The sequence below is a fragment of the Paenibacillus puerhi genome (assembly GCF_009846885.1).
Taxonomy (GTDB): domain Bacteria; phylum Bacillota; class Bacilli; order Paenibacillales; family NBRC-103111; genus Paenibacillus_G; species Paenibacillus_G puerhi.
Genome location: NZ_WUWM01000009.1, coordinates 151,223 through 176,447 on the forward strand (window position 1 = coordinate 151,223; position 25,225 = coordinate 176,447).

Here is a 25,225-nt window from a genome sequence, read left to right on the forward strand (position 1 = left end):
TGGTCTTGACGACAGGAAAGTCCCACGGTTTTTTGCTATTATTTTTTTCCTGCAAGGTCGCCCTAGGAGGTAGGGACGGCCGGGTGGGAGTCGGGCTCGCGAAGACCGGCATTTTTATCCTGCTCGTCTTGACGCTTGGGCAGAACGACATGGAAGGAGGTGCCTTCATCCAGGAGGGACACACAGTCGATACGGCCTCCGTAATGCTCCGCATAATTTTGGGCGATATGCAGGCCAAGCCCCGAATTGGCCGATTCGGACTTGGTCGAGAAGCCTTTATCAAATATTCGCTTAAGCTTCTCTTCTGGAATATATGAGCCGGTATTAAACACGGTAAGGTGGTAGCTGTCCGGCCGCTCCGCAATCGTCAGCTTGACCGTCCTGAGCGTATCTTCATCGGGGATCGCTTCAACGGCATTCTTAAGTAAATTATGAATAATGCTTGAAAAATAGCTGATGGGCAGCGTAAGCTGCTCGAACGTGCAGTCAAGATCCCCGCTAATCTGGAGCTCGATCCGCTTGGAAATGCAGGTAAGAGAGAGGTGGTTTAGCACGACCCCAAGCACCGGGAATTTGACGGAGCCGACAATCGATTGGTGGACGATCTCCTTGCACCAGACCGAGATATAATCTTTGGCCATATCGTATTTATTCATCATCAATAGCGCATGAACCGTTTGAACGTTATTGATCAGCTCGTGCTGAGCCTTGCGGATATTCAGCATAGTCGCTTCGGATGACTGAACCCAGCGCTCCTTCTCGCTCAGTTGCAAACGGATACTCTTCTCCTGCTCTTCCAGCATCTGGAGCTTGTAATTTTTGGATTCCAAATGCTCCCAAAGCTTGGCATTCTCGATCAGTACGGCAATTTCCGAAGCAAGAAGCTTCAGGGTGTGCAGACGCTCCTCATGAAACACGTAGGTCGCGAGATTGTTTTCCAGATACAGCACGCCGACCAGCTGGCCTGAACGGGCGATCGGCACCGACAGAACCGAGCGAGGCCGGTGGGACTGAATGTACGGATCCTTCGCGAATAGCTCCGATCGTACCGCATCGACGAGCAGGACCGGCTCTCCCGTTCGGGCCGAATACTGCATCACGGAGACCGCGGCATGTTGGCAATGCTCAAGGGAGGAGCCGTGCAGAGCCTCGAACGGAGCATGCAGAGCTTTCTCCGCTTCGATGAACAGCCGCCCGTCCCGAACGAGCGCAAGCAAGCCTCGTTCGGCGCCAGCGTTCTCCAGAACGACCGCCATGATAAGGTCCAGCATTTGCTGGAAGATCGCTTCGCTATACATGGCCTGGGAGGCCTTCACGATGCTGGACAAGTCGATGGAGGACTCGGCCTGGCCCCGTTGAACGAGATGCGGATACCGTTCATCCAGCTCGGCGGCCTTCCGAACCATCCCGCATTGAAGATACAAGCTGCGCGCCTCGAGCAAATAGGGGCGGGCAACTTTCAGCTTGCCGAGCTGCCAATAGTGCTTGGCTGCACATTCGTTGGCCATTGCCTCATAGTGGACGAAGCGGAATTTACCCGCATAATGAATGGCCTGATCATACTTCTCCTCCGCGACGCTGCGCGACCCCGTTAACCGGTTCCACTCTGCTTCCAGCAGCAGCTGGAGATGCAGGAGATTGTCCGGGGTATGCTGGGCCCACTTGCCGAGGAAGCGCAGACTGACCTGGATGCGGCGGCGGTACCTCTTCTGCTCCGAAGTACCGGCATCCGGATATAAGCCCATCAGGACCATGGCATAGTTGAAATGATGAAGTTGCACATGCAGCATGCCGAACACCGTAAGCAAGGTAGCCTCCGCCTCGTCCAGCAGCTTCTTCGCTTCCGGCAGCCGGCCAAAAAGATAATACGTTTGCGCTTGCATGGCATAGTACGTATGAATAACGGCATTGTTGGTATAGCCGGAGAGCTGGGCAAGCTCCTCGTCGGTCATAAAGCATTCCGTTACCGGACTACCCGGCAAGGAGAGATGGGCCGTTTGTTCATTTAGATTGTGCGCATAACGCTGAAGAATGGTCAGGATCATGGACGTGTCGCGATCCTTGGCCCTAACTATGAAATTTTGGTATTGCTCGGTCTCCTTGAGCACCTCAGCCAGATGATCTCCTTTAAACAGCCGGAGAAAAAAACTGAACGTGATCGAGTAACCGGCGTACACGAAATCCCCCGATTCGACTCCGAAATGATAAGCCTTGCGAAGCTGCTCCACATTGGTGCCGACATGCTCCTTCAGCTGGCTCGTGAAGGCTCCGTAACCGAAATATACCTTGCACTTCACCGGCAAATACTCAAAGGTCTCGCTCAGCTTTACCCCAAGCATGCCGTAGTCGTAGCCCGCTTGCAGACGGCCGAGCATCGAGCTCATGATGACCCCGTATGTGGAGAAGGCGAGTGCGCTTGCCTCCGTATGCCCGTTTTTCAGTGAGTAATTGAACATGCGCAGCATCAGATAAATGTAGAGCTCCGAGTTCAAGTAATAGGCGGGCGCGATCAGATTAAGCAGAAGGCGCATCACGGCCTTATGCTCGGCATCGGTCATGACGGGAATATCGAGCAGATCGTCAATGCGGCGCGCGCCTTTGCGCAGCTGTGACTTCATCAGCTCCCAGAGAATAGCCGGCTTGCCGATCTTGGCGCTGATCCGGATGCCGAACAGCTGCAGTCCTTCCAGGCCGAGACGCAGGGCCTCTTCATGCTCGCCCGTGTTTGTACACAGCACCATCATGAGGGTGTAAGCTTCTGCTTTCTCCGATCGGGTACGGGCATGGCGAATAGTTACCGAGAAGGACTCCTTCGCCTCATCGAAGTAGCCGCATAAGTATTCCAGCTCCGCCTTCTCGAGCTGAAGCGCATAGGCCAGTTCATACTGGCTATGCCACCGGTCCGCCATCAGCAGCTCGCATCCGTGCAGGGCAAAGCGGAGGCCCATGTCGTAGGCGGAGCTTGTCTTGGCGCGGCGGCAAGCGAGCAGATTCAAGCGGGCAAGACGTTCGCGGTCCTCGACGGCTTGCAGCAGGGAGGCTCCGAGATTCAACTGGCTGGCGACTTCGAAGGCATTGCTTTCCAAGGTGCCCGCATGCCGGTAGCGCTGCTCCATCATCTGGCCGATATGAAGGTGGATGCCGATTTTGCGTTCATCGGAAACCATGGAGTACATGGCTTGATATACACGGTCGTGCAGAAATTTATAGGTGTGCTGGCCCCTATCGATGCCTTTGACCTTCCTCGAGCCATGTATCAGACCGTCCTGTTCGGCCGCCAACAGATGCTGACGGATCACTTCGGGGTTCAGACCGGTGGATAGCGCGAGAATATCGTCTGTAAATTGATGGCCGATGCAGGCGGCATGCATAAGCAGATGCTGAAGCTCCTCAGGCAGACGGAGAATTTTGTTAATCATAAAGTCGACGACGTTATCGGTCATATGAAGCTCTTGAATCTTGGCTTCGTCCCAAGTCCACTGGCAGGCGTCATAATCGAACCAGAGCAGTTGCTGATCATAGATGGAACGGAAAAATTGTTTGGTGAAAAAAGGATTGCCCTTCGTCTTCTGCATCATCAATTGCGACAGCTTACATACGGATTGTGCGCAGGGACGCAAGCTTTCGGCAAGCAGACGCTCCATATGGTCGGATCGAAGAGGCTCGAGACGTATTCCTGTGAGGGAGAAGCTTTTACTCCGTTGGATGCGGTCCAGCAGACCGCGCAGCGGATGTTCGCTTCCGACCTCCCGATCGCGGTAAGCGACGATGTACAGACAGTGGCTCCCAGCCGATCCTATGCTCATATCTTGAAAGAGCTGAAGGGATGCTGCATCGGCCCACTGCAGATCATCCAGGAAGAGGACAAGAGGCTGATCCTTGGATGAAAAGGCGGACAGAAAATGTTGCAGCGTCGATACGAAGCGGTTATGCATTTCAGCGGGCGGCAGCTTCGGCAGAGGCACCTGCTGCCCTAGAACGGCTTCGAGCGAGGGAATCATATCCACCAGAATTTGTCCGTTGGAGCCCACGACGTGAAGAATTTGCTTTCTTTTGCTCTCCAGTTCGCTTTCCACGAGCGTAAGCAAGTGCTGCTGCAACTGATTGCCTATTTGCTGAAGAGCATAGTAAGGCGTATCCCTTTTGAACTGATCGAACTTGCCGGCGACGAATAAGCCGCCCCGCTGCTGAACGATCTTCTGGAATTCATGAATCAGATACGATTTGCCAATTCCGGAGATGCCGGAAACCGACACGATTTCTTTGCTTCCTTCCGAAGCCCTCGTATAGGCGTCCTCCAGGGTTTGCAGCTGCTCCTCCCGGCCGTAGATCGTCTCCGAGATCGAGAATTGATCCGATATCGACTCCGCTTCAATCTCGTAGTCATCAAGAAACCCTTCGGTCAACAGCCTGTCGAGCGCCAGGTTCAGGTCCCGCCGCAGAGCGAAAGAGCTCGGGTACCGCTGCTCGGGCTCCTTCATCAAGCATTTGCCGACGATATCCGAGATCGGCTTCGGAATGTGCCAGGCCGTCAGCGGCACAGGCTCCTTGGCGACATGGGCGTGCATCAGTCCGGCGATATCCTCGGTGTCGAACGGGAAAACGCCGCTCAGCATGCGGTAGAACAACACGCCAAGGCCATAAATATCCGTACGCGCGTCCAAGCGGCGGCTCAGCCGTCCAAGCAGCTCGGGCGCGGCATACCATATTGGATCCTTGTCACGGGTCAGCATCGACAAGCTTTCCGATCCGAGCTCGGTTGCCGCAGAGAGCGGAGTCACCCGATGGAGCTCGGTTAATTTGCAGGATTTCCGATTTGATTCGACAAAAAAAGCTTGTGGCGAAAGCGCCAAATGGACATGCTTGGTCTGGTGCAGCCTGCTTACAGCTTCGGCCATTCCTGTAGCCAGATGGAGAAAAAGCGTCAGCTCGAGCGGACTGGACTTAAGATAGGAAGCGAGCGGCTGGCCTTCGATTACGGTCATTAACAGAGCGGGAGCGCCTTGCCAGCGGCCTTCCTGCTCGGGCATCCAGATGTCGGCGGCTTGAAGCTTGGCGGCTATATGGAATTCGGTTTGCAGCTTCCGGGAAGCGGGCTCGAGTGAATGCTCGGGAAGTATAGTTTTAAAGTATCGAATGAGGCCGGTAGTTCGTTCTTTGGCTCGGAATAGACCGGTTTGACCATATTCATCAACCGATTCGACAGATGTTTCATTCAAATCCCATACCAATGCAGCGACCTCCGATGCTAGATCTTCTGATGCTATTTTACTTTCATTAACTGGCATAATCAACCATAAAACGACTCATTTTCATTTGGAAGACGGTACAACTCCATCCAGCATAAGGAAAACTAACCGGCGTGACGAATCCTTATTTCTCAATCCCTCTTATATGAGATATAATGTAGGGCATAATCAATGGCGGAGGAATGCAGATGAAGGTGGCAATCACCGGTGGGACCGGTTTTATCGGGAAACACTTGATCGACTATTATATGAAACAGAAGGCGAGCCTGCTCGTCGTCGTACGCAAAAAGCAAAAATCGGATCATCCGCTGGTGCGGTACGTCACCTGGGATGAGCTGGACGCGAACAGCCGGCTGCTGGAAGGGGTCGACGCCATCGTCAACCTGGCTGGCGAGACGATCAATCAGCGCTGGACGGACGAAGCGAAGAAGCGGATCATGCAGTCCCGGCTGGACGCCGTTGCTCGTGTCCGAGCCTGGATCGAGGGCATGGAAACCAAGCCTGCGCTGATCAACGCTTCCGCAGTGGCCATCTACGGCATGTCGGAGACGGAATCGTTTATTGAGGAAAGCGAATGGAGGAAGGATGACTTTCTGTCCAGTGTCGTCGATGAGTGGGAAGCTGCCGCCGAGCAGATTCCCGATACACGGGTCGTGCTGCTGCGGCTCGGCGTCGTTCTGGGCAAGGACGGAGGCGCGTTCCCCAAGATGATAGCTCCGTTCAAATGGGGGGTAGGCGGCCGGATCGGGACCGGGACGCAGCCTATGTCGTGGATTCATATCGACGACTTATGTCGGCTGATCGACTTTTGCATCGGCGACGCGGAGCTGGAAGGACCCGTGAATGCCACGAGTCCTGTCGCTGTCAGCAATGACGAATTCGGCAGGAAGGTGGCGAAGCAGCTCGGCAAGCCTTACCGATTCCCGGTACCTGCGTTCATCATGAAGCTGATGTTCGGTGAGATGAGCCAGCTGCTGCTGAAGGGCCAGCGGGTTTTTCCCAAGGTCGCGCTGGATCGAAATTTTCATTTTAACTACCCGGTTATCGAGCTTGCGCTGATGGATCTGCTGCCGGAGCGGAAGCAGGTGAAGGCATAACGATGCTGACTTACGGGAGTACGGATGTGCAGGAGCTTCAGTTCACCGAGATGAAGCACGTCGTAGACATTCGCGATGGGCAATGGGTGGATGTCTATGTCCAGGTAGAGACGGCGGAGCCTAAGCTTATTCCGGCTTCGATCGCCGAGCTCGGCGCTTTGTTGATCGCCACGAGAGACGGGCTGCTGGTGGACATTGCCGCGCAGGATGAGGGAAGGGACTGCGAATACCAGTTTACAGAGTCGGAGAAGGCGCAGCTGCGTCTTTACTTCGAGCGTCACGTCCAGCCTGCACTTTTAACCAAATAAAGCTAAGCCCTGGCCGGGAAAATCCGGTCAGGGCTTTTGAACATTCGGCGTTAGCAGGAGCGGTTTCCCGCGTTCTCCTGGTACCAGGGCGTCAGCGGGGTCTATCCGGTTCGATCACGAGTTTTTCTTCTCCAGCGCGGCCCGCAGCGCCTCCTCCAGACTTGAGCCGAGCGATACGTTGTCGCTGAACTGCTCGACCATCTGCGACTGCTGCCGTTTAGCGCTTTTTCCTCCCCGGCCTCCCGGCGAATCCCCGAGCATCTCGATCACATTGCAGGGCTTGCATTGCGCATATTTGCCGGCTTTGCCTTCATGAAGCTCCATTTTTTTGCGGCATTGGGGGCAGCGCTTGTTTAACAGCGGGGCTTCAGCGGCCCGGCGGTAGCTGCATTCCCGGTTGCTGCATACCAGCCGCTTGCCCTGCTTGCCCTTGATCTCCTGCAGCGGATTGCTGCACTCCGGACAGCGGGAGCTGGTCAAGTTATGGGGCTTGTATTCGGCGCTGCTGACCTTGACCTCGCGAACGATGGATTCCGTTTGCTTGCGGATGCGGCTCATGAATGCGTCGGCATCGCCCTGGCCGGTGGCAATACGCTGAAGCTCCTGCTCCCAAGAGGCGGTGAGCTCCGAGGAACGAAGCTCGGGCGATACCAGATGGATCAACTGAGCCCCCTTACCCGTAGGCTGCAGGGTGTTCATCCGCCGTTCGATCGTATCGGTCTGCAGCAGCTTCTCGATAATATCGGCCCTTGTGGCCGGCGTGCCCAGCCCTTGCTTCTCCATCACGGTTAACAAGGCGGCTTCCGTATAACGGCCGGGAGGACGGGTCATCTGCTTGTGCAGGGAAAGACGGCGCGTATCCAGCTTCTGTCCTTGCGTCAGCGGAGGCAGCTCCTGGGCAGCGCCGGCGGAGTCCGGCGTCTGGCCGTCCGCATCGTCGTCTCCACTCTCGGCCCAGACCGCTTCCTCATATAGCTGTCTCCAGCCTTGCTCGCGCACGACACGTCCGCGGGCGTGGAAGGACTCTCCCCCAAGCTGAACCATGACCGTCGTTTCGTCGTAGCGGTAGGCAGGATAGAAGAGGGCGAGGAACCGTTTGACGATCAGATCGTACAGCTTGCGCTCGTCGGCCCCCAGCAGTTGAAGCGAGGGTCGTTCATCCGTCGGAATAATCGCATGGTGATCGGTGACCTTGCTATCATCGGCGATCCGCTTGGAAACGGGCAGCGGTTTGGCCAGCAAGGGCTTGATCAGAGATGCGTAAGGCGGCACCTGAAGCGCTCTAAGCCTTCCTGCAAGCGTTGGTACGATATCCGTGGATAAATAGCGCGAATCGGTTCGCGGATACGTGACAAGCTTATGCTGCTCATACAGCCGCTGCAGCACGTTCGACGTCTGCTTGGCCGTAAAGCCGTACCGCTTGTTGGCATCCCGCTGCAGCTCAGTCAGATCGTAGGCGAGCGGATGAGGCTCCTGCTTCTCCGTGCGCTTCAGACTCGCAACCTGAGCAGAGGCGGCGCGTTCGAGCTTCCGGACAAGGGCTTCGGCCGCGGACTGGTCGAAAAGCCGCCCATCCGGCACAGCCGAGCTTCTCCATTGGCCCTGGAAGGAGCCGAAGTCGCCTCGCAGCAGCCAATAGTCCTTGGACTGGAACGACTGAATCTGCTTCTCGCGGTCCATCAGCGCCGCTAGTGTTGGGGTCTGAACGCGACCCGCTGCAAGCTGAGCGCTATGCTTACAGGTGAGGGCTCGAGTCAGGTTCAGCCCGATCAGCCAGTCGGCCTCAGCCCGGCACACGGCAGACCGGTACAGCCGGTCATAATCGCGTCCTGGCTTGAGTGAGGCGAAGCCGTCGCGGATCGCTTTATCCGTCTGCGAAGAGATCCAGAGCCGCTTGTACGGCTTCCGCCATTGCACCAGCTCCATGATCCAGCGCGCAACCAGCTCTCCTTCCCGTCCGGCATCGGTGGCAATAATGAGTTCTTTCAAGTCGCCGCGCTTCGCGAGGGCGGAGATGGCTTTAAACTGAGGCGTCGTCTCGCGGATAACCTTGAGCTTCATGCGGGCCGGGATCAGCGGAAGATCCTCCAATCGCCATTCCTTGTAGCTCGGGTTATAGTCCTCAGGCTCCGCCAAGGTGACCAGATGCCCCAGCGCCCAGGTTACCACATAGGCTGATCCTTCATAATGATGCTTGTGTTTCTGCCCACAGCCCAGCACGCGTGCAATTTCTTTGGCGACACTGGGCTTTTCGGCCAATACCAGGGATTTCATAGTCAAGCGGCTCCTCTCGTCCGATCCGCATGCAAGGTCCTTGCGGATCTGGATGTTAATACTCCGTTTATTTGTTGTACCATATTTCTGAAGGAAGCGCTAACTATGCCATCCCATGTCTTAGTTATCGGCTATAATAAGGAGAGGATAGGACAGGAATTCGAGGTGGACCGGTAATGAGCAAATCCAAAAGATTGATGGAGCTGATGATCGCTGTCAACAAGAAGCGAAAATTTACGGTTAGAGAGCTGGCCGAGGAGTTCCAGGTGTCCAAGCGCACGATCATGCGCGATCTGCAAGTGCTGGACGAGCTGGGACTCCCCTTATATGCGGAATATGGCCCTCATGGAGGATACCGGGTGTTGAATGAACGCTTGCTGCCGCCGATCATGTTCTCGGAGCAGGAAGCGGTCGCGATGTTTTTCGCCTATCAGTCGCTGCAGCATTATGGAGCTCTGCCGTTTCATGAAGAGGCCGCGAGCGCCTTGACTAAGTTTTATTACTACTTGCCCGAGGACACGAAGCAAAAGATCGATATTATGAAGCATAGGGTCGTCTTCTGGTCTCCCAAACGGCAGATCCATGCTCCCTACCTGCGACTGCTGCTGGATGCCGCTATGCAGCAGCGCCCTTTGCAGGTTACGTACGATTCCAAGGAGGGCGCCAAGGAGCGGGTGCTGCAGCCAGTCGGGGTATATTCGCATAACGGCTTCTGGTATAGCCCGGCATTCTGCTTCCTAAAGAACCGGCTGCAGCTTTTTCGCGCGGACCGGCTCCTCCATGCGGATTGGGCGGCAGAGGGGCATCCGGTCATGGATATAAGCGGCTTCCCGATCAGCGACTGGTTTCAACCGCCAGATGGTCGGTCTTCATCGCAGGGAAGAGCCGAAGGGAGCGAGAAGCTGCAGCTGGAGGCGCGGTTGACTAAGGAGGCTGTGCGCCGGTTTCGGTGGGAGGCCTGGTTCGAGCGGGAAATGGTTGTAGAGGAAAATGGAGAAGGTCGGATTACTTTGAGCATTCATCCGGACGAGATCGGCTACTTCGCCCAATACTTCGCCGGTCTTGGACCTGGGGTAGTGGTGGAGAAACCGGCTGCGGTCATTAGCGAGATCCGGAACTGGCTGATAGAGCAAAACAAGGCCTACGGCTTGTAGGCGGCAGATTCTTGCAAGAAATCCGTTCTCTCCGGCCGGAGATGGCCCATAGCAAGCTGCTAAAGAGTCGCGCGACTGGGGGTTAACCCGCAAGGTCTGCGACTCTATCGGCTTGTCAGCTTGATTTATCCGGCAGGAATGACGGGGATGTATATCTCGAACTCGCTATGTTCATCCTCTGAACCCGTATAGCGTTCATCGTACCGTTCAAATTCCGGTGCCGGAGCGCGGGTATACGCTCCGTTCGAGCCGATCCAGCTATAGATCGCCCGATAGGTGTCCCCCAGGCTAGCAATCGCGCCCTTGTGAAGAAACGCAGCATAAGTTTGCGGCTTCAGCTCATACGCCTTCATGCCGTCCGGGACGGAAGAGGGACGACCGCTGACCAGCGCGCCTGCCGCATAATCCAGCGTATCTGAAGGCTCGGGCTTGTCGCATAGCGAGATGCCCAGCGTAACTCCCGTTAAGTCTTCAATCTCACCGATGCGCTCCATGAATTGGATCCATTGCGGTACGATCGTGTCGATCGGACCACCGGGCACAAACTTATGGTTTTGCTCCATGCCGACCACATGCAGCGCGTCTACCTTGCGAATTTCGGGGGTCATGGTTCTCATGCTCATAGGGCTCAGACTCCTGTTCTTTTAAGGAATGGGTTGCTTACAAAGCTCACTCTACCATAGAATGTGGTCAGTTTCTGTCATAGTTGATACGGAAAGCAGCGGACTATATGGAATGGCCTCCAAAAATAACGGCGGCTGCGTGGAGCATATCTGCCCGGACGTGCTATAATAGCGTACAACGCCTGGAATTGGGAGAGAGTGAGCGGGGGATGAATCCAAGAGAGCAGTTCGGTTCGATGGATATATATTTATTCGATCAGCTATTGAAAGGACGTATCGCGCCCGGTATGCGTTTGCTCGACGCAGGCTGCGGAGATGGGCGCAATCTGGGTTATTTTTTGCGGGAGCGTTATGAGGTCTATGGCGTGGATCGTTCCGAAGAGGCCATTAAGGCGGTTCGGCAGCAAGCCTCCGGTCTTGAGCCCGAGCAGCTGGAAGAACGCTTCCGGGTCGAGCCTCTGGAGAAGCTGAGCTTCGCCAATGATTCGTTCGACGTCGTAATCGCGTGCGCCGTTCTGCATTTCGCAGAGCATGACGAGCATTTCAGACAAATGATCACCGAGCTTTGGCGGGTGCTGAAACCGGGCGGACTGCTGTTTGTCCGTATGGCTTCCTCCATCGGCATCGAGAGCAGGATTATTCCGCTCGGCAACCGCCGGTATGCGCTGCCGGACGGCAGCGAGCGGTACTTGGCCGACCAGGAGTTTTTGCACAAGTGGACGGACAAGCTGCACGGGTTATTTCTGGAGCCCATCAAAACCGTTCAGGTGGAGCAGTTGCGTTCGATGACGACCTGGTGTGTGAAGAAGCCTCATATCTTATTCTTCGATCCCATCGAAGAAAGCGCCGTCGAGTACGAAGAACAGGTACAAGAGGAGAGAGAAGAAGGATGAAAATCAGAGTTTCCGCGGTCCAATATCATCTGCGCACCATTGACAGCTTTGACGACTTCGCCGCCCAGGTGGAGCATTATGTCAAAACGGCTGCCGAATTCGATGCCGAATTCGTCTTGTTTCCGGAGCTGTTTACGACTCAGCTGCTGTCCATAGGCAAGCCGGATAACCGTCGCGAGGGACTTCCCATTACGGCGCTGCCTGGCTTTACCGAAGCCTATGAGGAGCTGTTCAGCCGGTTAGCCCGCTCCACGGGCATGCATCTGATCGGCGGCACGCATATTGTCGAGGAAGGCGGCAGGTTGTACAACGCGGCTTACCTGTTCTACCCGGACGGAAGGATGGTTACGCAGCGGAAGCTGCATATCACGCCTTCCGAAGTCAAAGCGTGGGCGATGGGCGCAGGGGATGCCTTATCGGTATTCGACACCGATAAAGGCCGGATCGCATTGTTGACCTGCTATGATATCGAGTTTCCGGAAATTGTACGTATGGCGAAAGCGAGAGGCGCGGATGTCATTTTTTGTCCTTCCTGTACGGACGACCGCCACGGTTTTCATCGGGTGCGCTACACCTGCCATGCCCGGGCTATCGAAAATCAGGTGTATGTGGTCACGACGGGAACCGTTGGTTCGCTGCCCACCGTTGATTTCATGCGCGGCAACTATGGGCAGGCTGCGATCCTTACGCCCAATGACGTTCCTTTCCCGCCAGGCGGCGTGATGACGGCCGGCGAAATCAACGGCGATATGATCATCACCGGAGACCTGGACCTGGAGCTTCTCTATGAAGTGCGGGAGAAGGGATCGGTTACCACCTGGCGCGATCGCCGTACGGACCTGTATACGGACTGGAGTTAGGAAGGAGGCGCGATGACCATGTACCGGAAGGAGCTCTTCGTATTTGATGGAGACCGGCCGCTGAAAGCAGTGATCCGTCCTTATACCGAGGCGGATTTTGAGGCGTTGATCCAGATTCAACGGGAGAGCTTTCCTCCGCCATTTCCCGAAGAGCTGTGGTGGACAAAGGAACAGCTAGGCAACCACGTGAGGCTTTTCCCCGAGGGGGCGCTATGCGTGGAGGCGGATGGAGAAATTGTCGCTTCGATGACCGGGCTTCTCGTGGATTACGATCCTGGAGATCCGGATCATACGTGGGCGGAGATCACGGATTCCGGCTATATAACGACGCATCGTCCCGATGGCAATACCCTATATGTTGTCGATATCGGCGCCCGACCGTCCTATCGCAAGCTCGGCCTCGGGAAATGGCTGATGCTTTCGATGTATGAGGTTGTGGTCCGGTTGCAGCTGAAGCGGCTGCTCGGCGGTGGCCGAATCCCCGGCTATGGCCGGGTAGCGGACGAAATGTCGCCTGAAGCTTATGTGGAGGCGGTACTCCGGGGAACGCGCCGGGATCCGGTCATGACTTTCCTGCTCAAATGCGGCAGAACGCCGGTCAAGCTGGTCGCGGATTATTTGGAGGATGAAGAGTCGCGAAATTATGCGATGCTGATGGAATGGAAAAATCCTTTTCATTAACAACCAAGTACATGTGGAAAGTCTGTAGATGCGAATGCTCTGCAGGCTTTTTATTTGACTTCAACAAAAATAAGCTTCGACATGTAAACTTAATATACATTTTTATTGACTATGTATGTTATGGGGACGATAATGAGACGTACATACATAACCGCGCTTCGAATATGGAGGGCGGAATAGAAAGAAGGAATGTACGATGACCGCCATACCGCAAGCTCAGCAAAGCCAGTCCGGAGAGAAGCTGCTTCGCGTCCTTGTTTTTACTTTGATTTTGTCGGTGATGAATGCCTCTATGTTCACCGTCGTCCTGCCGGAGATCAGCAGGCAATTCCAGCTGTCGGCCTCGCAGGTGAGCTGGATTATCACGAGCTATATGATCGTTTACGCCATAGGATCGATGACCTTCGGCAAGCTGGCGGATAAATACCGTTTGAAGGACCTGATTACCATCGGGCTGATCTTCTTTGCCTTGGGCTCGATCGTCGGACTTGCGGCTACCCAGTTCTGGATGATTATCGCCGGGCGGGTTCTGCAAGCAGCCGGCGCTTCCGTCATTCCGGCCACGGCGATGATCATACCGATCCGTTACTTCGCCCCGGAGCAGCGCGGCCGGGCACTGGGGACGACGGCGATCGGCTTGTCTCTCGGAGCCGCACTGGGTCCTATCGTGTCGGGGTTTGTGACCAGCTTTGCCAGCTGGCGTCTGTTATTTGCCTTGTCTATACTGGCGCTGCTCACGCTGCCGTTCTACCGCAAATATCTGGATGACGAACGGGGGCAAGCCGGCCGAATTGATTTTATCGGGGGCATGCTGCTGGCGTTGGCTGTAGCGGCGCTTCTGCTGGCCATTACGCTTGCAGCCTGGCTTCTGCTGGCAGCCGGCATCGTGCTCTTGGTTCTGTTCGTCGTGCGCATCCGGACGACCGCTGAGCCATTCGTTCAGCCGTCGCTGTTTCGAAACAAAGCCTATGTCTCTGGCCTTCTGATCGCCTTCCTGGCGACCAGCTTCAGCTTTGGCATCGCCTTTACCATTCCCCAACTGCTGGCAACGATCAATCATGTCAGTCCGGCTGTCATCGGCTTTCTGATGTTTCCGGCGGCGATTTCCTCGGCCTTGCTGGGTCGAAAAGGCGGAAAGCTGGCTGATGAGCGGGGGAATTCCTATCTGGTGTACACCGCATCGTCGCTGCTGCTGCTTTGTTTTCTTAGCCTTTCTACGGTTGCGGGACTGTCCCCCTACTTGGTTGCCTTATTTCTAATCTTTGGGTTTGTCGGGCAAACCTTCATGCAGATTGCGATGTCGAATACGGTATCCCGCACGCTTGCTAAAGATCAGACCGGAATCGGCATGGGGTTGTTCTCCATGTTGAACTTCATCGCCGGCGCGTCCGCTACAGCCGTGCTCGGCAAAATCCTGGACCTTAAAGGAGCATCGATCCGCTTTAATCCGTTCGTTGACGGACGAGAAGGCATCCTGTTCAGCAATATATTTCTGGTGCTAGCTCTGCTGCTGGCGTTGGTTATCTTGCTTTACGCGCTGCTTTTCGGCAAGAAGAAGCTGGTGGCTCAGAAGGCGGGATAGCTGGAAGCTCCCGAGGAGAAGGCGTCGTCGAAGGTGTCCGCGAAGCGTATCGTTTAAATGTCCTTCATCTCGGCAACACTGGACCTTGAGTGTCATGCTGCTGATGAAGGAGGGTCGAACATGAAAACTAGTACATTGCGCAAGCTCGGAGCGATGGGGTTGGCCTTGTTCCTCACGGCCGGCTGCGAGAGCGCAAAGCTTCCATGGATGGGTGCGGATGCTCAGCCCAAGCGGGGGCATGAATCTCGTCAAGTCGAAGGAAGCACGGCTGTGATGGCTGCGGAAAACCCGGAGGGAGCCCTGCAAGTCCGGCTGCTGGGGACGAAGGGGGAGGCTCTCGGCCAGGTGCTCCTGACCCAAGAATCCGCTGGAGTAAGACTGCTGGGAGAAGTTCAAGGGCTCACGGCCGGCGAGCATGGATTTCATATCCATGAACAAGGAGCCTGCGTAGCGCCGGATTTTACATCGGCGGGGGGCCATTTTAACCCGGACGGGCATGACCATGGAGCGGAAAGCGCGGGTGGGGCGCATGCCGGCGATCTGCCCAATCTGGTCGCGGACAAGCAGGGGAAGGCTCGCATCGAGGTAGTAGCTAAGGCAGTTACTCTGGAACGGGGTAAACCAAATTCCTTGCTGAAGGAAGGCGGGACTTCGCTGGTCATCCATGAGAAGCCCGATGATTACAAGTCGGCGCCGGCCGGCAATGCGGGAGCACGTATCGGTTGCGGCGTAATCCAGAACAAATCCGAATAAGTCCGCCGGTTTCCGCAATACCAGGAAGCCCAAGAAGCACGCCTATCGTCCCGTTCGGGATGTAGGCGTGCTTCTTGGGCTTCAATAAGTGCTACTTCTTGTCGTAAAGAAGATTTAGTACGGTTCTTTGTTCGTCAATAAGTCGCTGCGGCTTCTGCAGCTGGTCCGCATACGGATATTGCTCGGCCAAATGACGGTACATACGGGCCGCATCTCCGAAGCGTCCGACGGCTCGCGCGATATCGGCGAGGGAAGCATCCGCCTTCCATCGTCCGATTTCGTAATCCGGGGTCACGGTTCCCCGGTAGGTGGAGAATCCGAGCTTGGCCTGCGAGAGGCTCGATTCCGCTTCCCGATAGAGCGCATAGCCTTGCTTCAGCTTGGCCATCGCCCGGTAGAACAGCGCGTCCGGAAAGTCGGGATGTAGGGCCAGCGCCTTCTCGCAGTTTTCTTCAACGGCGATCCAATCCGCTTCAGCGGCGTTGATCTTCGCAGTCAGCATATAGACGTCGAGCAGACGGGCGAACGACGGTACGTGCCTGGCAGCGGCTTCCGCCATCGACAGGCTCGCTTTCGCCTGCTCGGGAAGATCGGCCGCCAGCGATTCCCGGGCATGGTACAGCCACCAGCCAGGGTTCTCCGGCTGCTCCTGCGTCATCATATCCAGCAGCGTCAGATTGCGGGTGACTTTGTTTTTAGCCGCGACCACAGCTGGCTCATAGCCGTCATGCTGCACCCGGATCCGGACAGGCTGTCGATAGGCAGCGAAGTTGAAAGCATCCCCGTCAACAGGACCGATCTGTTCATGCACCCTTCCATGATACTGTAATCCGCGGCGCAGCGGGAATAATCGGGCCTGCGAAAATTCATGCCTAACCGCTCCCTGTATCTGATTCATCTGCCAGATGTTCAGAATCGGCGTATAGGGGATGTCATCGAACAAACCGGCGGCCTCACGAACAACGTCCCTATCCTCTTCATACAAATATTCGTCCGCATCGATCCAAAGCACCCAGTCTGCCTGCATGTGACGCATCCCTTCGTTGCGGAGCTCGGCAAAGCTGTTGTGCCAGGGGACGAGGATCGTCTTGACCTCCGGAAAGTCTGCCGCGATAGACAGCGTCCGGTCGGTCGACCCGCTGTCGACTAGGATGATCTCATCGGCAGCTCCGCGAACACTGGCGAGGCATCTGGCGATCGTGCGCTCCTCGTCTCTTGCGATGATCCCGATCGCCAGAGAAACAGGCTTGGTTCGAAGCAGGAGCTCGATATCCTCGCGACGGGGGCCTGGCGGGGCATGCTCGAGATGACGATGCACATGGGCGACCCAATCCGCTTGCGGGTCCAGCAGCCAGGCTCGGCCGAAGGCGCGCTTGGCTGCGGAGCCGAAGCCCTGATGGAGCAGAGCTTCGGCCAGCAAGGTCCAGCTCTGCGGAGCAAGAGGCTGCTGGCGGATGGAGAGTGTGGCCTCACGTTCCGCATCGGCATAGCGCTGCTGCTTCAGGTGATCGATGATGCCGGTATAATCGATTCCAGCCATGCTTGGGTTACTTGTCATATCGCGTAATCAATTCCTATTCCGGTCGGGATCGAAAACCACTTCATATATCGTCCCTTCGATGGAGCGAATAAGGAAGGTAGTCGGCGTAGGCTCATCCGGCATACTAAAGTAAATGCGGAACCGATCAGGATCGTCCGCTTCAATTGAAACAGTGGGAGCGTAGTCTGGATTGGTAGATTGGATCCCCTCCAAGTCCACGGTCTCGCCGGATAAGTAAAAGGGATTGTACACAAAGTAGGGACCATCCAGCCCGGATTGATAGACGTTCACGTCAAATTGATCGATAAAGCCGCTTTCCCCATCGGAGGTCGAGGCGATAAGTGTTATGGTATAGGGTCCAGTGTACATGCCGCTCTCCAGAACCATATCCTGACCGTCTGGAGATAAGGAGACGAATAGTTCCTCGCCATGGCTGCTAAACGCTTTGAACGAATAAGCTTCGGATAGCCCGTACATGTTCTTTAGATTTTTCAAGGTCAGCTTGCTTAGGGTGCCCACAGATCGATCCGGCAGCAGCTTTTGCGGCGCTTGGATCGGCTTTGCGATCTGGACGAGCTGCGAGGTCGAATTTCCGTGAATATCGGTAGCCAGGAAGCTGACGCTTCCGGAGGTTCCGTCTGCCGCTTCTTGATCGAAGCCCAGCTGTCCCGGTTGGTCAGGCGTAACGTTCAGCCAAGTCCCCCCTGACGAGATAACTTCGGAAAGCACGGTGAAATTATCCTCTTCGGGATCCGCGAACAGGTTCTGAGGATCGAGATTCCCAATGCCCGGGTACAGCTCGAAGCTCGAGGGCAGGAGCGATACGGGACCTTGATTCAGCTGAAAGAGATACGTCGTCTCGGCATAGCCATACCTATTCTCTGCCCGGACCCGGACCGGTATATTAGATGGTTCCTCTGTAACGTCAGCGTCCTTTGTCAGGATCAGATAGCGATGAATCCCCTGATCATCATAAACAAATTCCGCATGGTAACCAGGCAGAGGGGACTCATCTTCAACGAAGAGATAAAGCTCATTGGAGTAATGGTCCAAGAAATTGCCGCTAACCTGAATACGTGCGACTTCGCCGGCTTGCTGGTCCTTCAGATAGCTGACCCTGACCTCGGAATCCAGAGCCACAGGAAGATAGAAGATATCCCCCCACAGAGTGAAATCAAAGATGCCGCCTTTCCCGTCTCTGGCCCTTAAGCGAAGACTGAGGCTCGTATACGGTTCTTCGGTATTAAGCCGCCCCGTAAATTTCAGCGTATGGCCAACGATCTCTACGCTGTCGAACTCGGCGATATCCGATAGATCCAGATCCAGCTCATAGCTAAGCTCATCCCCGTCATTATCCGTGACAAGCGTGCTCAGATCCAGGTCGGCGATGGTGCCCGTTAGCGCAATATGGATGGGCTGCATGTTCTCCTGTGCATACTCGCCTGTGAAACGAGGGGCATGATTGGCCTTCACCTGGTAGACTAGCAAGGCTTCTTCCCCTAGATCATCCGCTGCCGCAATCGTAAATTCAGCGACCTCGTCAAGGCTCTCCGGCATGCCCGTAACGTTCAGCCTGATGCCATCGCCCTCATCAAGAAGCTGGCCCGTCAAGCCGTTCGCCATCGCCTGATCAGCCGGCTCTCCATTCTCCATCAGACTGAAGGATAACGGATCGTTATTCGGATCCGCAAACAGGGTAGAGAGAGGCTTGCTGAAGAAGCTGATCTCTTGGGCCCCATCCACTTGGTAGTAGCCGGTCACGAGCGGATCGGCTGCTATCGGAGCATAGTTGATCGCTTGAAGTTCAACGAATGCAGTGGCCGACAAAGCCGAGAGGCCATCGTTTCTCAGCTCGGTGGCGGTGACTAGGAAGCTGGCATCGGATTGGACCTGACCGGAGAACATCAGCGTAGTTCCCGAAATCATCGCCGATACTTGGCCGGCATCCAATGGTTCTACGCTATACGTTAACTCATCCTCGTCAGGGTCCGTGAACATATCCTCAAGATTAAGGGAGGCGGCCCCCATATTCCTGCCGACAGCCATGGTTACCGATTCACCGACCGGCGGACGGTTCCCAAGCTCAATCGTATAAGTGACGGTTCTTGTGCCGCCCATCGGATCGGTGCCCGTTACCTCGAACCATGCCGTATCGGTCTGCTGCCCAGAGAAGGTAAGCATGCCGCCTTCTTCGATAGAGGCTGTCAGGCCGCCGCTGAAGGGTGAGGTGAGGGTGAACTCCAGCTCGTCATCCCTATCAGGATCGCTGAAATTTTCGGTCAGCTGAATAGGGGCAGGCGTTGCGTTCCACTGTCCGGTGTACGATCGGTGTTCGGCTGTAGGCGGATTATTGACCGGCACCATCACATAGCTGGCGCTGGTCGACTCGCCCGAATCGTCTTGAGCCGTAACGGTAAAGGTTGCTTGCTCTAGCGGAACGCCGGAGAGAGTTAACACGTCGTTGTCCAGGCTGGCCGTCAGACCTCCGCTGTACAGAGGGAATACGGAGAACAACAAGGGATCTCCGTCCGGATCATGGAAATTATCCGTTAGATTCATAGGCGGAGCCTGATTGTGCACCTCGAATTCCAGCAAGGATGCAGCGGCGACGGGCGCCTGATTGATCGCGATAAACGAGAAGATTTCCTCAGCGTACAAGCCTTGGGTATCGTAAGCTCGTACCGTGTATTCAGTCGATCGGGCAAGCGTGCCGGTAAAGATCAGCTTGCCATTGGCGACTTCGGCCGTAATTCCGCTGATCGGCTGTGTTTCCCCCGGGAACAATTCGTAGGTCAGGACATCGCCATCCGGGTCTGAGAAATAATCGCTAAGCGTTAAGGAGTCAAGCGTAGAATGCTTGGCTGCTTCTATCGTGAAGGGAGCCCCCACTGGCGCGCTGTTAGGCAGGGTGATCGTAAAGGTCACCGTGGTTGAACCGCCCATCAGATCCGTACCGGTAATGGCAAATGCCGCTTCCTCGGTCTGCCCGCCTGTAAAGGAAAGGGAGCTTCCCTCTATAACTGCTGTTAACCCGCCGCTTGTTGCGGAGGAGGCCAGGGCGAAGTCAAGCGCGTCGCCCTCCGCGTCTTGAAAATAATCGGTCAATAAAATAGCATTCGGAACTGTATTCCGTGCCCCGACAAAAGTCTGCGCTTCAGCGGTGGGCGCTGTATTGGCCGGCGTCAGCTGATAAACTGCGCTTACCGAAGCCTGATTCGAGTCCATGGCCGTTACCGTGAACGAGGTCACTTCCGTAGGGATTCCGGCAATGCTCAGATGGTTGCCCGAGATGCTGGCGCTCAAGGAGCCTGCAGTTAGCGGCGACACGGTAAACGTAAGCTCATCCAGATCCGGATCGCTGAAATTAGCCGCCAAATCGATAAGTTCTACCGAGTTATGTACGCTTAATGGTACCCATTCCTGTGCGGCAATCGGAGGCCGGTTCCCGATGAGCAAGGTAAGGACGGACTCGGCATACAGACCGGCGTCATCAGACCCTCTTACCGTAAATTCCGCAGGTCCCGTGAGGGAGCCGGCGAAAGTCAGCATGCCGTCCGCGATCCCGGGGGTAACCCCGTTCATGGAGCCGGGCGAGACGGTGTAAGTCAGCGCGTCGCCGTCCGGATCGGTGACAAGAGAGGTTAGCGCGATTGGAGCAAGCTCCGTGTTCTTGTACACGACAGAAGTTACCGACGTTCCGACCGGTGCTTGATTCTCCACGGTGTAGGCAAAGACAGCGGTTGCCGTGGCGCCATGATTATCGGAGGCGGTGACCGTAAAAGCAGCATGGCTCGTAAGCTGCCCGAAAAAAGATAGCATGCCGTTCGTTATCGAGGCCGTCACGCCGCCTGAAGAGGCGGGGGATACGGTATAGGTTAACGGATCTCCGTCCGGATCATCGAAGTACGTAGCCAGCGTCACCGGCATCAGCGACGAATGTTTATTCACCTTGTACGAAAAGGATGTACCGACCGGAGGCCGGTTGGATGACGATAGTGACGGGTCCAGCGTGAGACTGAAAGGAGCCGATTCATATTGACCGTCGCTCGCGACGAGCTGGATAGCCGTCTTTGCCGCAAGCTGACCGGAGAAGCGCAGGACTCCATCGTTGTCGTCCAGGTATGGCACCAGAGGCTGCATAGGACCGCTATAAGTTGTTTCGGTCACCGTCATGCCCGTGATTCGGTAGCTGAGCTTGTCGTTTTCCGAATCGGTAAAGTAAGTGACAAGCGGCATGCTTTGAGGCTGTTGATACACCGCCGCGTAGACGCTGGCGGTCACGGCGACGGGAGTAGGCGCCGTGTTCGGCAATAGCTTAATGGAAGCAAAGGCTCCCTTGGCATCCGCCGCATAGACCGTGAAGGCGGATCTTGCGCTTTGCGACCCGGTTAATGTCAGCCTGCTTCCCGATATGGAGGCATGGACTCCATTCATGAAAGCGGGAAGGACGAGATACTCCAGCGCATCGCCGTCCGAATCGCTGAAGAACGGCGCGACATCCAGGGTGTAGCCGGACGTATACCGCAACGCGTAGGTGGCTTGACTTACCGTGGGAGCCTGGTTGGTCCTAGCCTCCGCAGACGCGAGCGTCTGCAGGTAGGCGGAAACGGAGGGCCGGTCGGTCATTAGACCGGGGTTAGTATGGAAATGCCGGACGAGTTTGCCGATATCCATAGGTCTTTCGGCTGCGCCCTCGAGTACCTTCACGGCCACTTGTCGACTGACGCCGTTGAGCGTGACGGTAAATGTCGCCTGTCCGGGCTGGAGGAAGAAAAGCTGCAGAGTACTGTCTTCGCGATTCATCGTTACGACTTGCTCATCGTCCTCCGTGCCCTCGATCTGAAAAGCTCCTCCGCTGCCATGGAACAGATCCTTCAGCTGAAGCTTCATCTGCTCGCCGGGCAAAGCGACGATATCATGTACGGGCTGAGGTATGATGCTGGCGTCGGCGGGGCCGACAGGATAGGCGATAGGCGCAATCACGAGAGAAGCGGTCAGGAGCGCTCTCCATGCCTTGGAGGAAAGCGGAACTCCCTGTTTACGATTGTTCGACATATAGAACCTCATTTCGTCAAATCTATAATTCTATCTTACCATGAATAAAGATAGGAATAGAATGTGATATCCGAAAAAAAAGGATAATTTTGTTGAAAATCATCTAAAATCGCTAGGTAAGAATACCCCTCTCTGCGATTTGCACTAGGAACGCCGGGGCCGCTGATGTATACTAGGAAAACGAATCATGGGGATTTAGGAGATAAGAGATTCGAGTTACGGCATGGAAGAGGGGAATTTTCGTGAGGTTCGACGTTGATTATATTTCGTTTTTTGTGATTCAAGTGGAGGGGGAAGAGGGACAGGGAGGCAAGCGCAGCAAGCATTTTCAGACGATGGACGGCGACGATTATGCAGGCAGCGAGCTTAGCGGCTTTCTGGACGGAGAATTCGCGAAGACGGCGAAGCGCAAAGCGGAACGGCATCCGAAGGCCGAGCAGGTGCCTACGAAAATCGGACGATTTCTCGTAGAGCCCGGGTATGATCTGGACAGCAATCCGAATTATAACCTGTTTGCCAGACTGCGCGCGGCTGATTCCCTGGAAGAATTCATGGGTCATTCCGATGAGCTGGTTACCGCTTATATGGAAGCAAGCGCGATCCGGGGCGGGGCGATGTTCGTCGTGCGAGCGCACATCAATCAATTGACGGATGAGCCTTTTCTGTTCGTGTTCAAATGCGATTTCGAGCAAAAAATTGCCCGAATCACCGATGAGCGCAGCCTGTTGAACCGTGTAGAGATGGCGATCAATGCCAAGAATCTGAAGTCGATCATGTATCCGCATATGCCGGAACCGGGCATTCTTGAGAGCTGGGAGCTGAAGATCCATCAATCCTCGCATGCTCGTTATTTCGAGGATTTCCTGAAATTTGTCGAATACGAGAAGTCGGTCCCCGAGCTGATGAATGAGCAGGTGCTTGGATTCGTTCAGCAGTATGTCGAGCAGGTGTATGAGGATAATACGGAGGCCAAGGACCGCGAGCTGGAGGAAATGGAGCTTTGGGCACACAGTGAGAAGCGGGAGCTTCAAGAGAAGTGGGAGCCCGCGCAGGTGATCGAAGCCACGTCGATTATGGTCGAGCAGAAGCCCGATCTGGAGATGAAGATCGACCTGGGAGGGCATATGACGGTTCGTGCGCTGCTCGCCGATTACGGGGACCGGCTGCACATCGCCAAGCTTGGGGACCGGTACGTCGTCGTGATGGAGACGGAGGCTCTCCAATTCGATAAGGGCATCTCGCCCATCGAGCTGCTGCTTCCCGAAACGCTGGAATCGCTTGTCGAGCGGATGCGCGAGAAAATGAAGGAGGAAGGCCGCGAGGCCGTGCTGCCTTATTAGGCTGCACGGGCTATGCGCCGGCCCTGCTTTACCGGACGGGCGGGCCGCCTGTTCGGCAAAGCAGGGCCTTTTTTCTAACTAGCGCCGGGTTCCCCGCCGCCGATCGTCGAACACATCCAGCAGCAGATCATGCTGCTCCTGCGCCTCCCAGGTCGCGGCGAAACGCACCTGATGGGACACGCCGGGCAGGTCGTAGCGCTGTGCCAGGTGCTGCCGCGCGGTTCCGACGATAAGCGTGTGCAGTCGGACGCGCCTGGACTGCCCCAGCGCCGACAGCTCGTCGCGCACGGCTGAAGAAACGGCGCCTACGCCGTCGGTCACCATGACGAAATCCGCGTCCTGGTACCGTCGCTCGGCCTCCACCAGTTCGATACCGCGGCGCAGCGGCGCGTCGAAGTGCGTGCCGCCGCCGAAGGCCAGCTGGGACAGCGAGTAGAAAGCCGGCCAGTCGGGCTTGCGCCAATAGAGCGGACGCTCCGCCAGCTCGCCCCGTGCGCCGAACAGCAGCAGCATAAAGTCGCGCTTCTCCAGCATGCTGAAGGCGGCGAAGGTGGCGACGAACACTTGAGCCAGCCGCAGCTTCGCCCCTCGCATGGAGTGGGAGGTATCCAGCATGCAGATAACGGGGCCCTTCTCCGGTTCTTTCGTCCAGCCTGAGATCTGGTAGCTGAGCAGCTTGCCTTCCAGCCACTTGATCAAGAAATAATCCTCGTAATCCGGATCGGACAGCAGGCTGGCTTCACTGGGGAGCATATGAGCAATGTCGCCGGACTGGCGCAGGTCATCATAGCTCTCCGGGATCCGAGGGGACCGGACTTTACGGCGAGAAGCCTTGAAGTGCTGCAACTGGCGTCCGACCTCCTGCAGGAAGTGCAACAGATCGGGGTAGCGCTTCAGCTTCTCGACCCACTCCAGGTAGTTCGCATAGTGCTGCCGGTGCAAGCGCCCGAGGTCGCTGCCCCAGCGCTTGTTAGCTATGCGCTGGCTGGCCTTCAGCAGCTCGGATAGATCCGTCTCCTCCTGCGCCTCGCGACCAAGCGACTCGTGAAGCGCTCGGCCGATCCATTCGCCGAGCCGCTCATCCAGCAGCCGGAACGTCTCCGCCTCTCTGCGGCGCAGCCGCTCGGCCTGCTTTTCGGCATCCTTAAGCTCCTGCTCGGCCTTCACCAGCTTCTGCCGAAGCTTGTCTCTCCGTTGAAAATCCGTGCGCATCTCCTCTTGCAGCGACCGGACGCGCTCTCTTAGCGCCTGTACTTCGCTGGCGGCCAAGGGTCTTGCATCCAGGGCGGCCTGCTTGTCCTCGATCTTCTGCTTGCCTTGCTGAAGCGTATATCCGACCAGCTTCAACCGTTCGATCTGCTTGTCCGATAAATGCTCCTGCACGGTAGAGGATTCCTGCTCCCGGCTGCCCTGCTGCTTGTCGCGCTCGCTTAGTCCGATCATGCGCAGCTCGGATTCCTCCTGCTTGCGCCGCTTGACCTCCTCCTCGAAGGTAGAGGTCAGCCACATCAATGCCTTGAGCGCTGTGCGAAAGGAAGAGTTAGGCTGCCCGATCGTCAGCGGATGCATCTTGCGGTAGAAATGCTGCCTGCGCAGCTCCTTCACCATCCAGCGGTGGAAGGGCTCGGCCTGGGCATAAGGCTCCTCCTCAGGGTTGGCCAAATAAAAGCAGTGGTAGAAGTCGGCGAACAGCTCGACCGTAAACCAGGATGTGCGAACCTGCACATCCCGCATCCATTCCTGGGCTGTCCGCGAATGGGTGACAAAACCGTCGAACACATAACGGTCGACCTTCGCTGCTCGGATGATCATAGGC

Annotated in this window: 15 protein-coding genes; 9 read left to right on the forward strand and 6 right to left on the reverse strand. The window is 56.0% G+C overall.

What is annotated here, in order from left to right; translation table 11 throughout:
- Window positions 1-62: 62 nt before the first annotated feature.
- Entirely contained in the window at window positions 63-5,231 is a 5,169-nt protein-coding gene (locus tag GSF01_RS10440) for an AAA family ATPase (RefSeq protein ID WP_159883610.1), read from the reverse strand.
- Between the two features lie 206 nt (window positions 5,232-5,437).
- Between GSF01_RS10440 and GSF01_RS10445 the strand changes: the two genes are divergently transcribed.
- Both GSF01_RS10445 and GSF01_RS10450 read left to right on the forward strand, forming a co-directional pair.
- The gene (locus GSF01_RS10445) at window positions 5,438-6,346 is read left to right on the forward strand and encodes a TIGR01777 family oxidoreductase (RefSeq protein ID WP_159883612.1); all 909 of its coding nucleotides are present in this window, start codon (window positions 5,438-5,440) and stop codon (window positions 6,344-6,346) included.
- 2 nt (window positions 6,347-6,348) lie between these two features.
- Window positions 6,349-6,654, forward strand: a complete 306-nt coding sequence (locus tag GSF01_RS10450) for a hypothetical protein (protein ID WP_159883614.1) — start codon at window positions 6,349-6,351, stop codon at window positions 6,652-6,654.
- Between the two features lie 114 nt (window positions 6,655-6,768).
- Here the strand turns inward: GSF01_RS10450 and GSF01_RS10455 are convergent, their stop codons facing one another.
- On the reverse strand, window positions 6,769-8,928 hold the full coding sequence (locus GSF01_RS10455) for a DNA topoisomerase III (protein ID WP_159883616.1): 2,160 nt from the start codon (window positions 8,926-8,928) through the stop codon (window positions 6,769-6,771).
- Between the two features lie 176 nt (window positions 8,929-9,104).
- Between GSF01_RS10455 and GSF01_RS10460 the strand changes: the two genes are divergently transcribed.
- On the forward strand, window positions 9,105-10,082 hold the full coding sequence (locus GSF01_RS10460; protein ID WP_159883618.1) for a helix-turn-helix transcriptional regulator: 978 nt from the start codon (window positions 9,105-9,107) through the stop codon (window positions 10,080-10,082).
- A gap of 125 nt (window positions 10,083-10,207) precedes the next feature.
- Here GSF01_RS10460 and GSF01_RS10465 read toward each other — a convergent pair whose 3' ends face one another.
- Window positions 10,208-10,705 carry a GyrI-like domain-containing protein gene (locus GSF01_RS10465; protein WP_159883620.1) on the reverse strand — a complete coding sequence of 166 codons (498 nt, stop codon included), beginning with the start codon at window positions 10,703-10,705 and terminating at the stop codon, window positions 10,208-10,210.
- Window positions 10,706-10,914: 209 nt separating this feature from the next.
- Between GSF01_RS10465 and GSF01_RS10470 the strand changes: the two genes are divergently transcribed.
- The 5 genes from GSF01_RS10470 (at window position 10,915) to GSF01_RS10490 (ending at window position 15,474) form a co-directional block, all read left to right on the forward strand.
- On the forward strand, window positions 10,915-11,598 hold the full coding sequence (locus GSF01_RS10470; protein WP_159883622.1) for a class I SAM-dependent methyltransferase: 684 nt from the start codon (window positions 10,915-10,917) through the stop codon (window positions 11,596-11,598).
- Window positions 11,595-12,458, forward strand: a complete 864-nt coding sequence (locus GSF01_RS10475; protein WP_159883624.1) for a carbon-nitrogen hydrolase family protein — start codon at window positions 11,595-11,597, stop codon at window positions 12,456-12,458. Before GSF01_RS10470 ends, GSF01_RS10475 begins: the two co-directional genes overlap by 4 nt.
- Before the next feature lie 18 nt (window positions 12,459-12,476).
- Window positions 12,477-13,139, forward strand: coding sequence for a GNAT family N-acetyltransferase (locus tag GSF01_RS10480; RefSeq protein ID WP_159883626.1), 663 nt, complete (start codon window positions 12,477-12,479; stop codon window positions 13,137-13,139).
- A gap of 196 nt (window positions 13,140-13,335) precedes the next feature.
- Window positions 13,336-14,721 (forward strand): MFS transporter, encoded by a 1,386-nt coding sequence (locus tag GSF01_RS10485; RefSeq protein WP_159883628.1) that lies wholly within the window; start codon window positions 13,336-13,338, stop codon window positions 14,719-14,721.
- 120 nt (window positions 14,722-14,841) lie between these two features.
- Window positions 14,842-15,474 (forward strand): superoxide dismutase family protein, encoded by a 633-nt coding sequence (locus tag GSF01_RS10490; protein ID WP_159883630.1) that lies wholly within the window; start codon window positions 14,842-14,844, stop codon window positions 15,472-15,474.
- Between the two features lie 91 nt (window positions 15,475-15,565).
- Here GSF01_RS10490 and GSF01_RS10495 read toward each other — a convergent pair whose 3' ends face one another.
- A complete protein-coding gene (locus GSF01_RS10495) occupies window positions 15,566-17,032 on the reverse strand; it encodes a glycosyltransferase family 2 protein (RefSeq protein WP_159883632.1) in 1,467 nt (488 codons plus the stop codon).
- Window positions 17,033-17,041: 9 nt separating this feature from the next.
- Window positions 17,042-22,069 carry an Ig-like domain-containing protein gene (locus GSF01_RS10500; protein ID WP_159883634.1) on the reverse strand — a complete coding sequence of 1,676 codons (5,028 nt, stop codon included), beginning with the start codon at window positions 22,067-22,069 and terminating at the stop codon, window positions 17,042-17,044.
- Window positions 22,070-22,311: 242 nt separating this feature from the next.
- On the opposite strand from GSF01_RS10500, the gene GSF01_RS10505 reads away from it, so the two are divergent.
- Window positions 22,312-23,409, forward strand: coding sequence for a DUF3900 domain-containing protein (locus GSF01_RS10505; RefSeq protein ID WP_159883636.1), 1,098 nt, complete (start codon window positions 22,312-22,314; stop codon window positions 23,407-23,409).
- 78 nt (window positions 23,410-23,487) lie between these two features.
- Here GSF01_RS10505 and GSF01_RS10510 read toward each other — a convergent pair whose 3' ends face one another.
- A complete protein-coding gene (locus GSF01_RS10510) occupies window positions 23,488-25,221 on the reverse strand; it encodes a vWA domain-containing protein (protein ID WP_159883638.1) in 1,734 nt (577 codons plus the stop codon).
- Window positions 25,222-25,225: the final 4 nt, after the last annotated feature.

Bases quoted from the DNA above. Each gene is read 5' to 3' on its own strand.
- GSF01_RS10445 (WP_159883612.1), top strand. From the start codon at position 5,438: ATGAAGGTGGCAATCACCGGTGGGACCGGTTTTATCGGGAAACACTTG.
- GSF01_RS10450 (WP_159883614.1), top strand. From the start codon at position 6,349: ATGCTGACTTACGGGAGTACGGATGTGCAGGAGCTTCAGTTCACCGAG.
- GSF01_RS10455 (WP_159883616.1), bottom strand. From the start codon at position 8,928: ATGAAATCCCTGGTATTGGCCGAAAAGCCCAGTGTCGCCAAAGAAATT.
- GSF01_RS10460 (WP_159883618.1), top strand. From the start codon at position 9,105: ATGAGCAAATCCAAAAGATTGATGGAGCTGATGATCGCTGTCAACAAG.
- GSF01_RS10465 (WP_159883620.1), bottom strand. From the start codon at position 10,705: ATGAGCATGAGAACCATGACCCCCGAAATTCGCAAGGTAGACGCGCTG.
- GSF01_RS10470 (WP_159883622.1), top strand. From the start codon at position 10,915: ATGAATCCAAGAGAGCAGTTCGGTTCGATGGATATATATTTATTCGAT.
- GSF01_RS10475 (WP_159883624.1), top strand. From the start codon at position 11,595: ATGAAAATCAGAGTTTCCGCGGTCCAATATCATCTGCGCACCATTGAC.
- GSF01_RS10480 (WP_159883626.1), top strand. From the start codon at position 12,477: ATGTACCGGAAGGAGCTCTTCGTATTTGATGGAGACCGGCCGCTGAAA.
- GSF01_RS10485 (WP_159883628.1), top strand. From the start codon at position 13,336: ATGACCGCCATACCGCAAGCTCAGCAAAGCCAGTCCGGAGAGAAGCTG.
- GSF01_RS10490 (WP_159883630.1), top strand. From the start codon at position 14,842: ATGAAAACTAGTACATTGCGCAAGCTCGGAGCGATGGGGTTGGCCTTG.
- GSF01_RS10495 (WP_159883632.1), bottom strand. From the start codon at position 17,032: ATGACAAGTAACCCAAGCATGGCTGGAATCGATTATACCGGCATCATC.
- GSF01_RS10500 (WP_159883634.1), bottom strand. From the start codon at position 22,069: ATGTCGAACAATCGTAAACAGGGAGTTCCGCTTTCCTCCAAGGCATGG.
- GSF01_RS10510 (WP_159883638.1), bottom strand. From the start codon at position 25,221: ATGATCATCCGAGCAGCGAAGGTCGACCGTTATGTGTTCGACGGTTTT.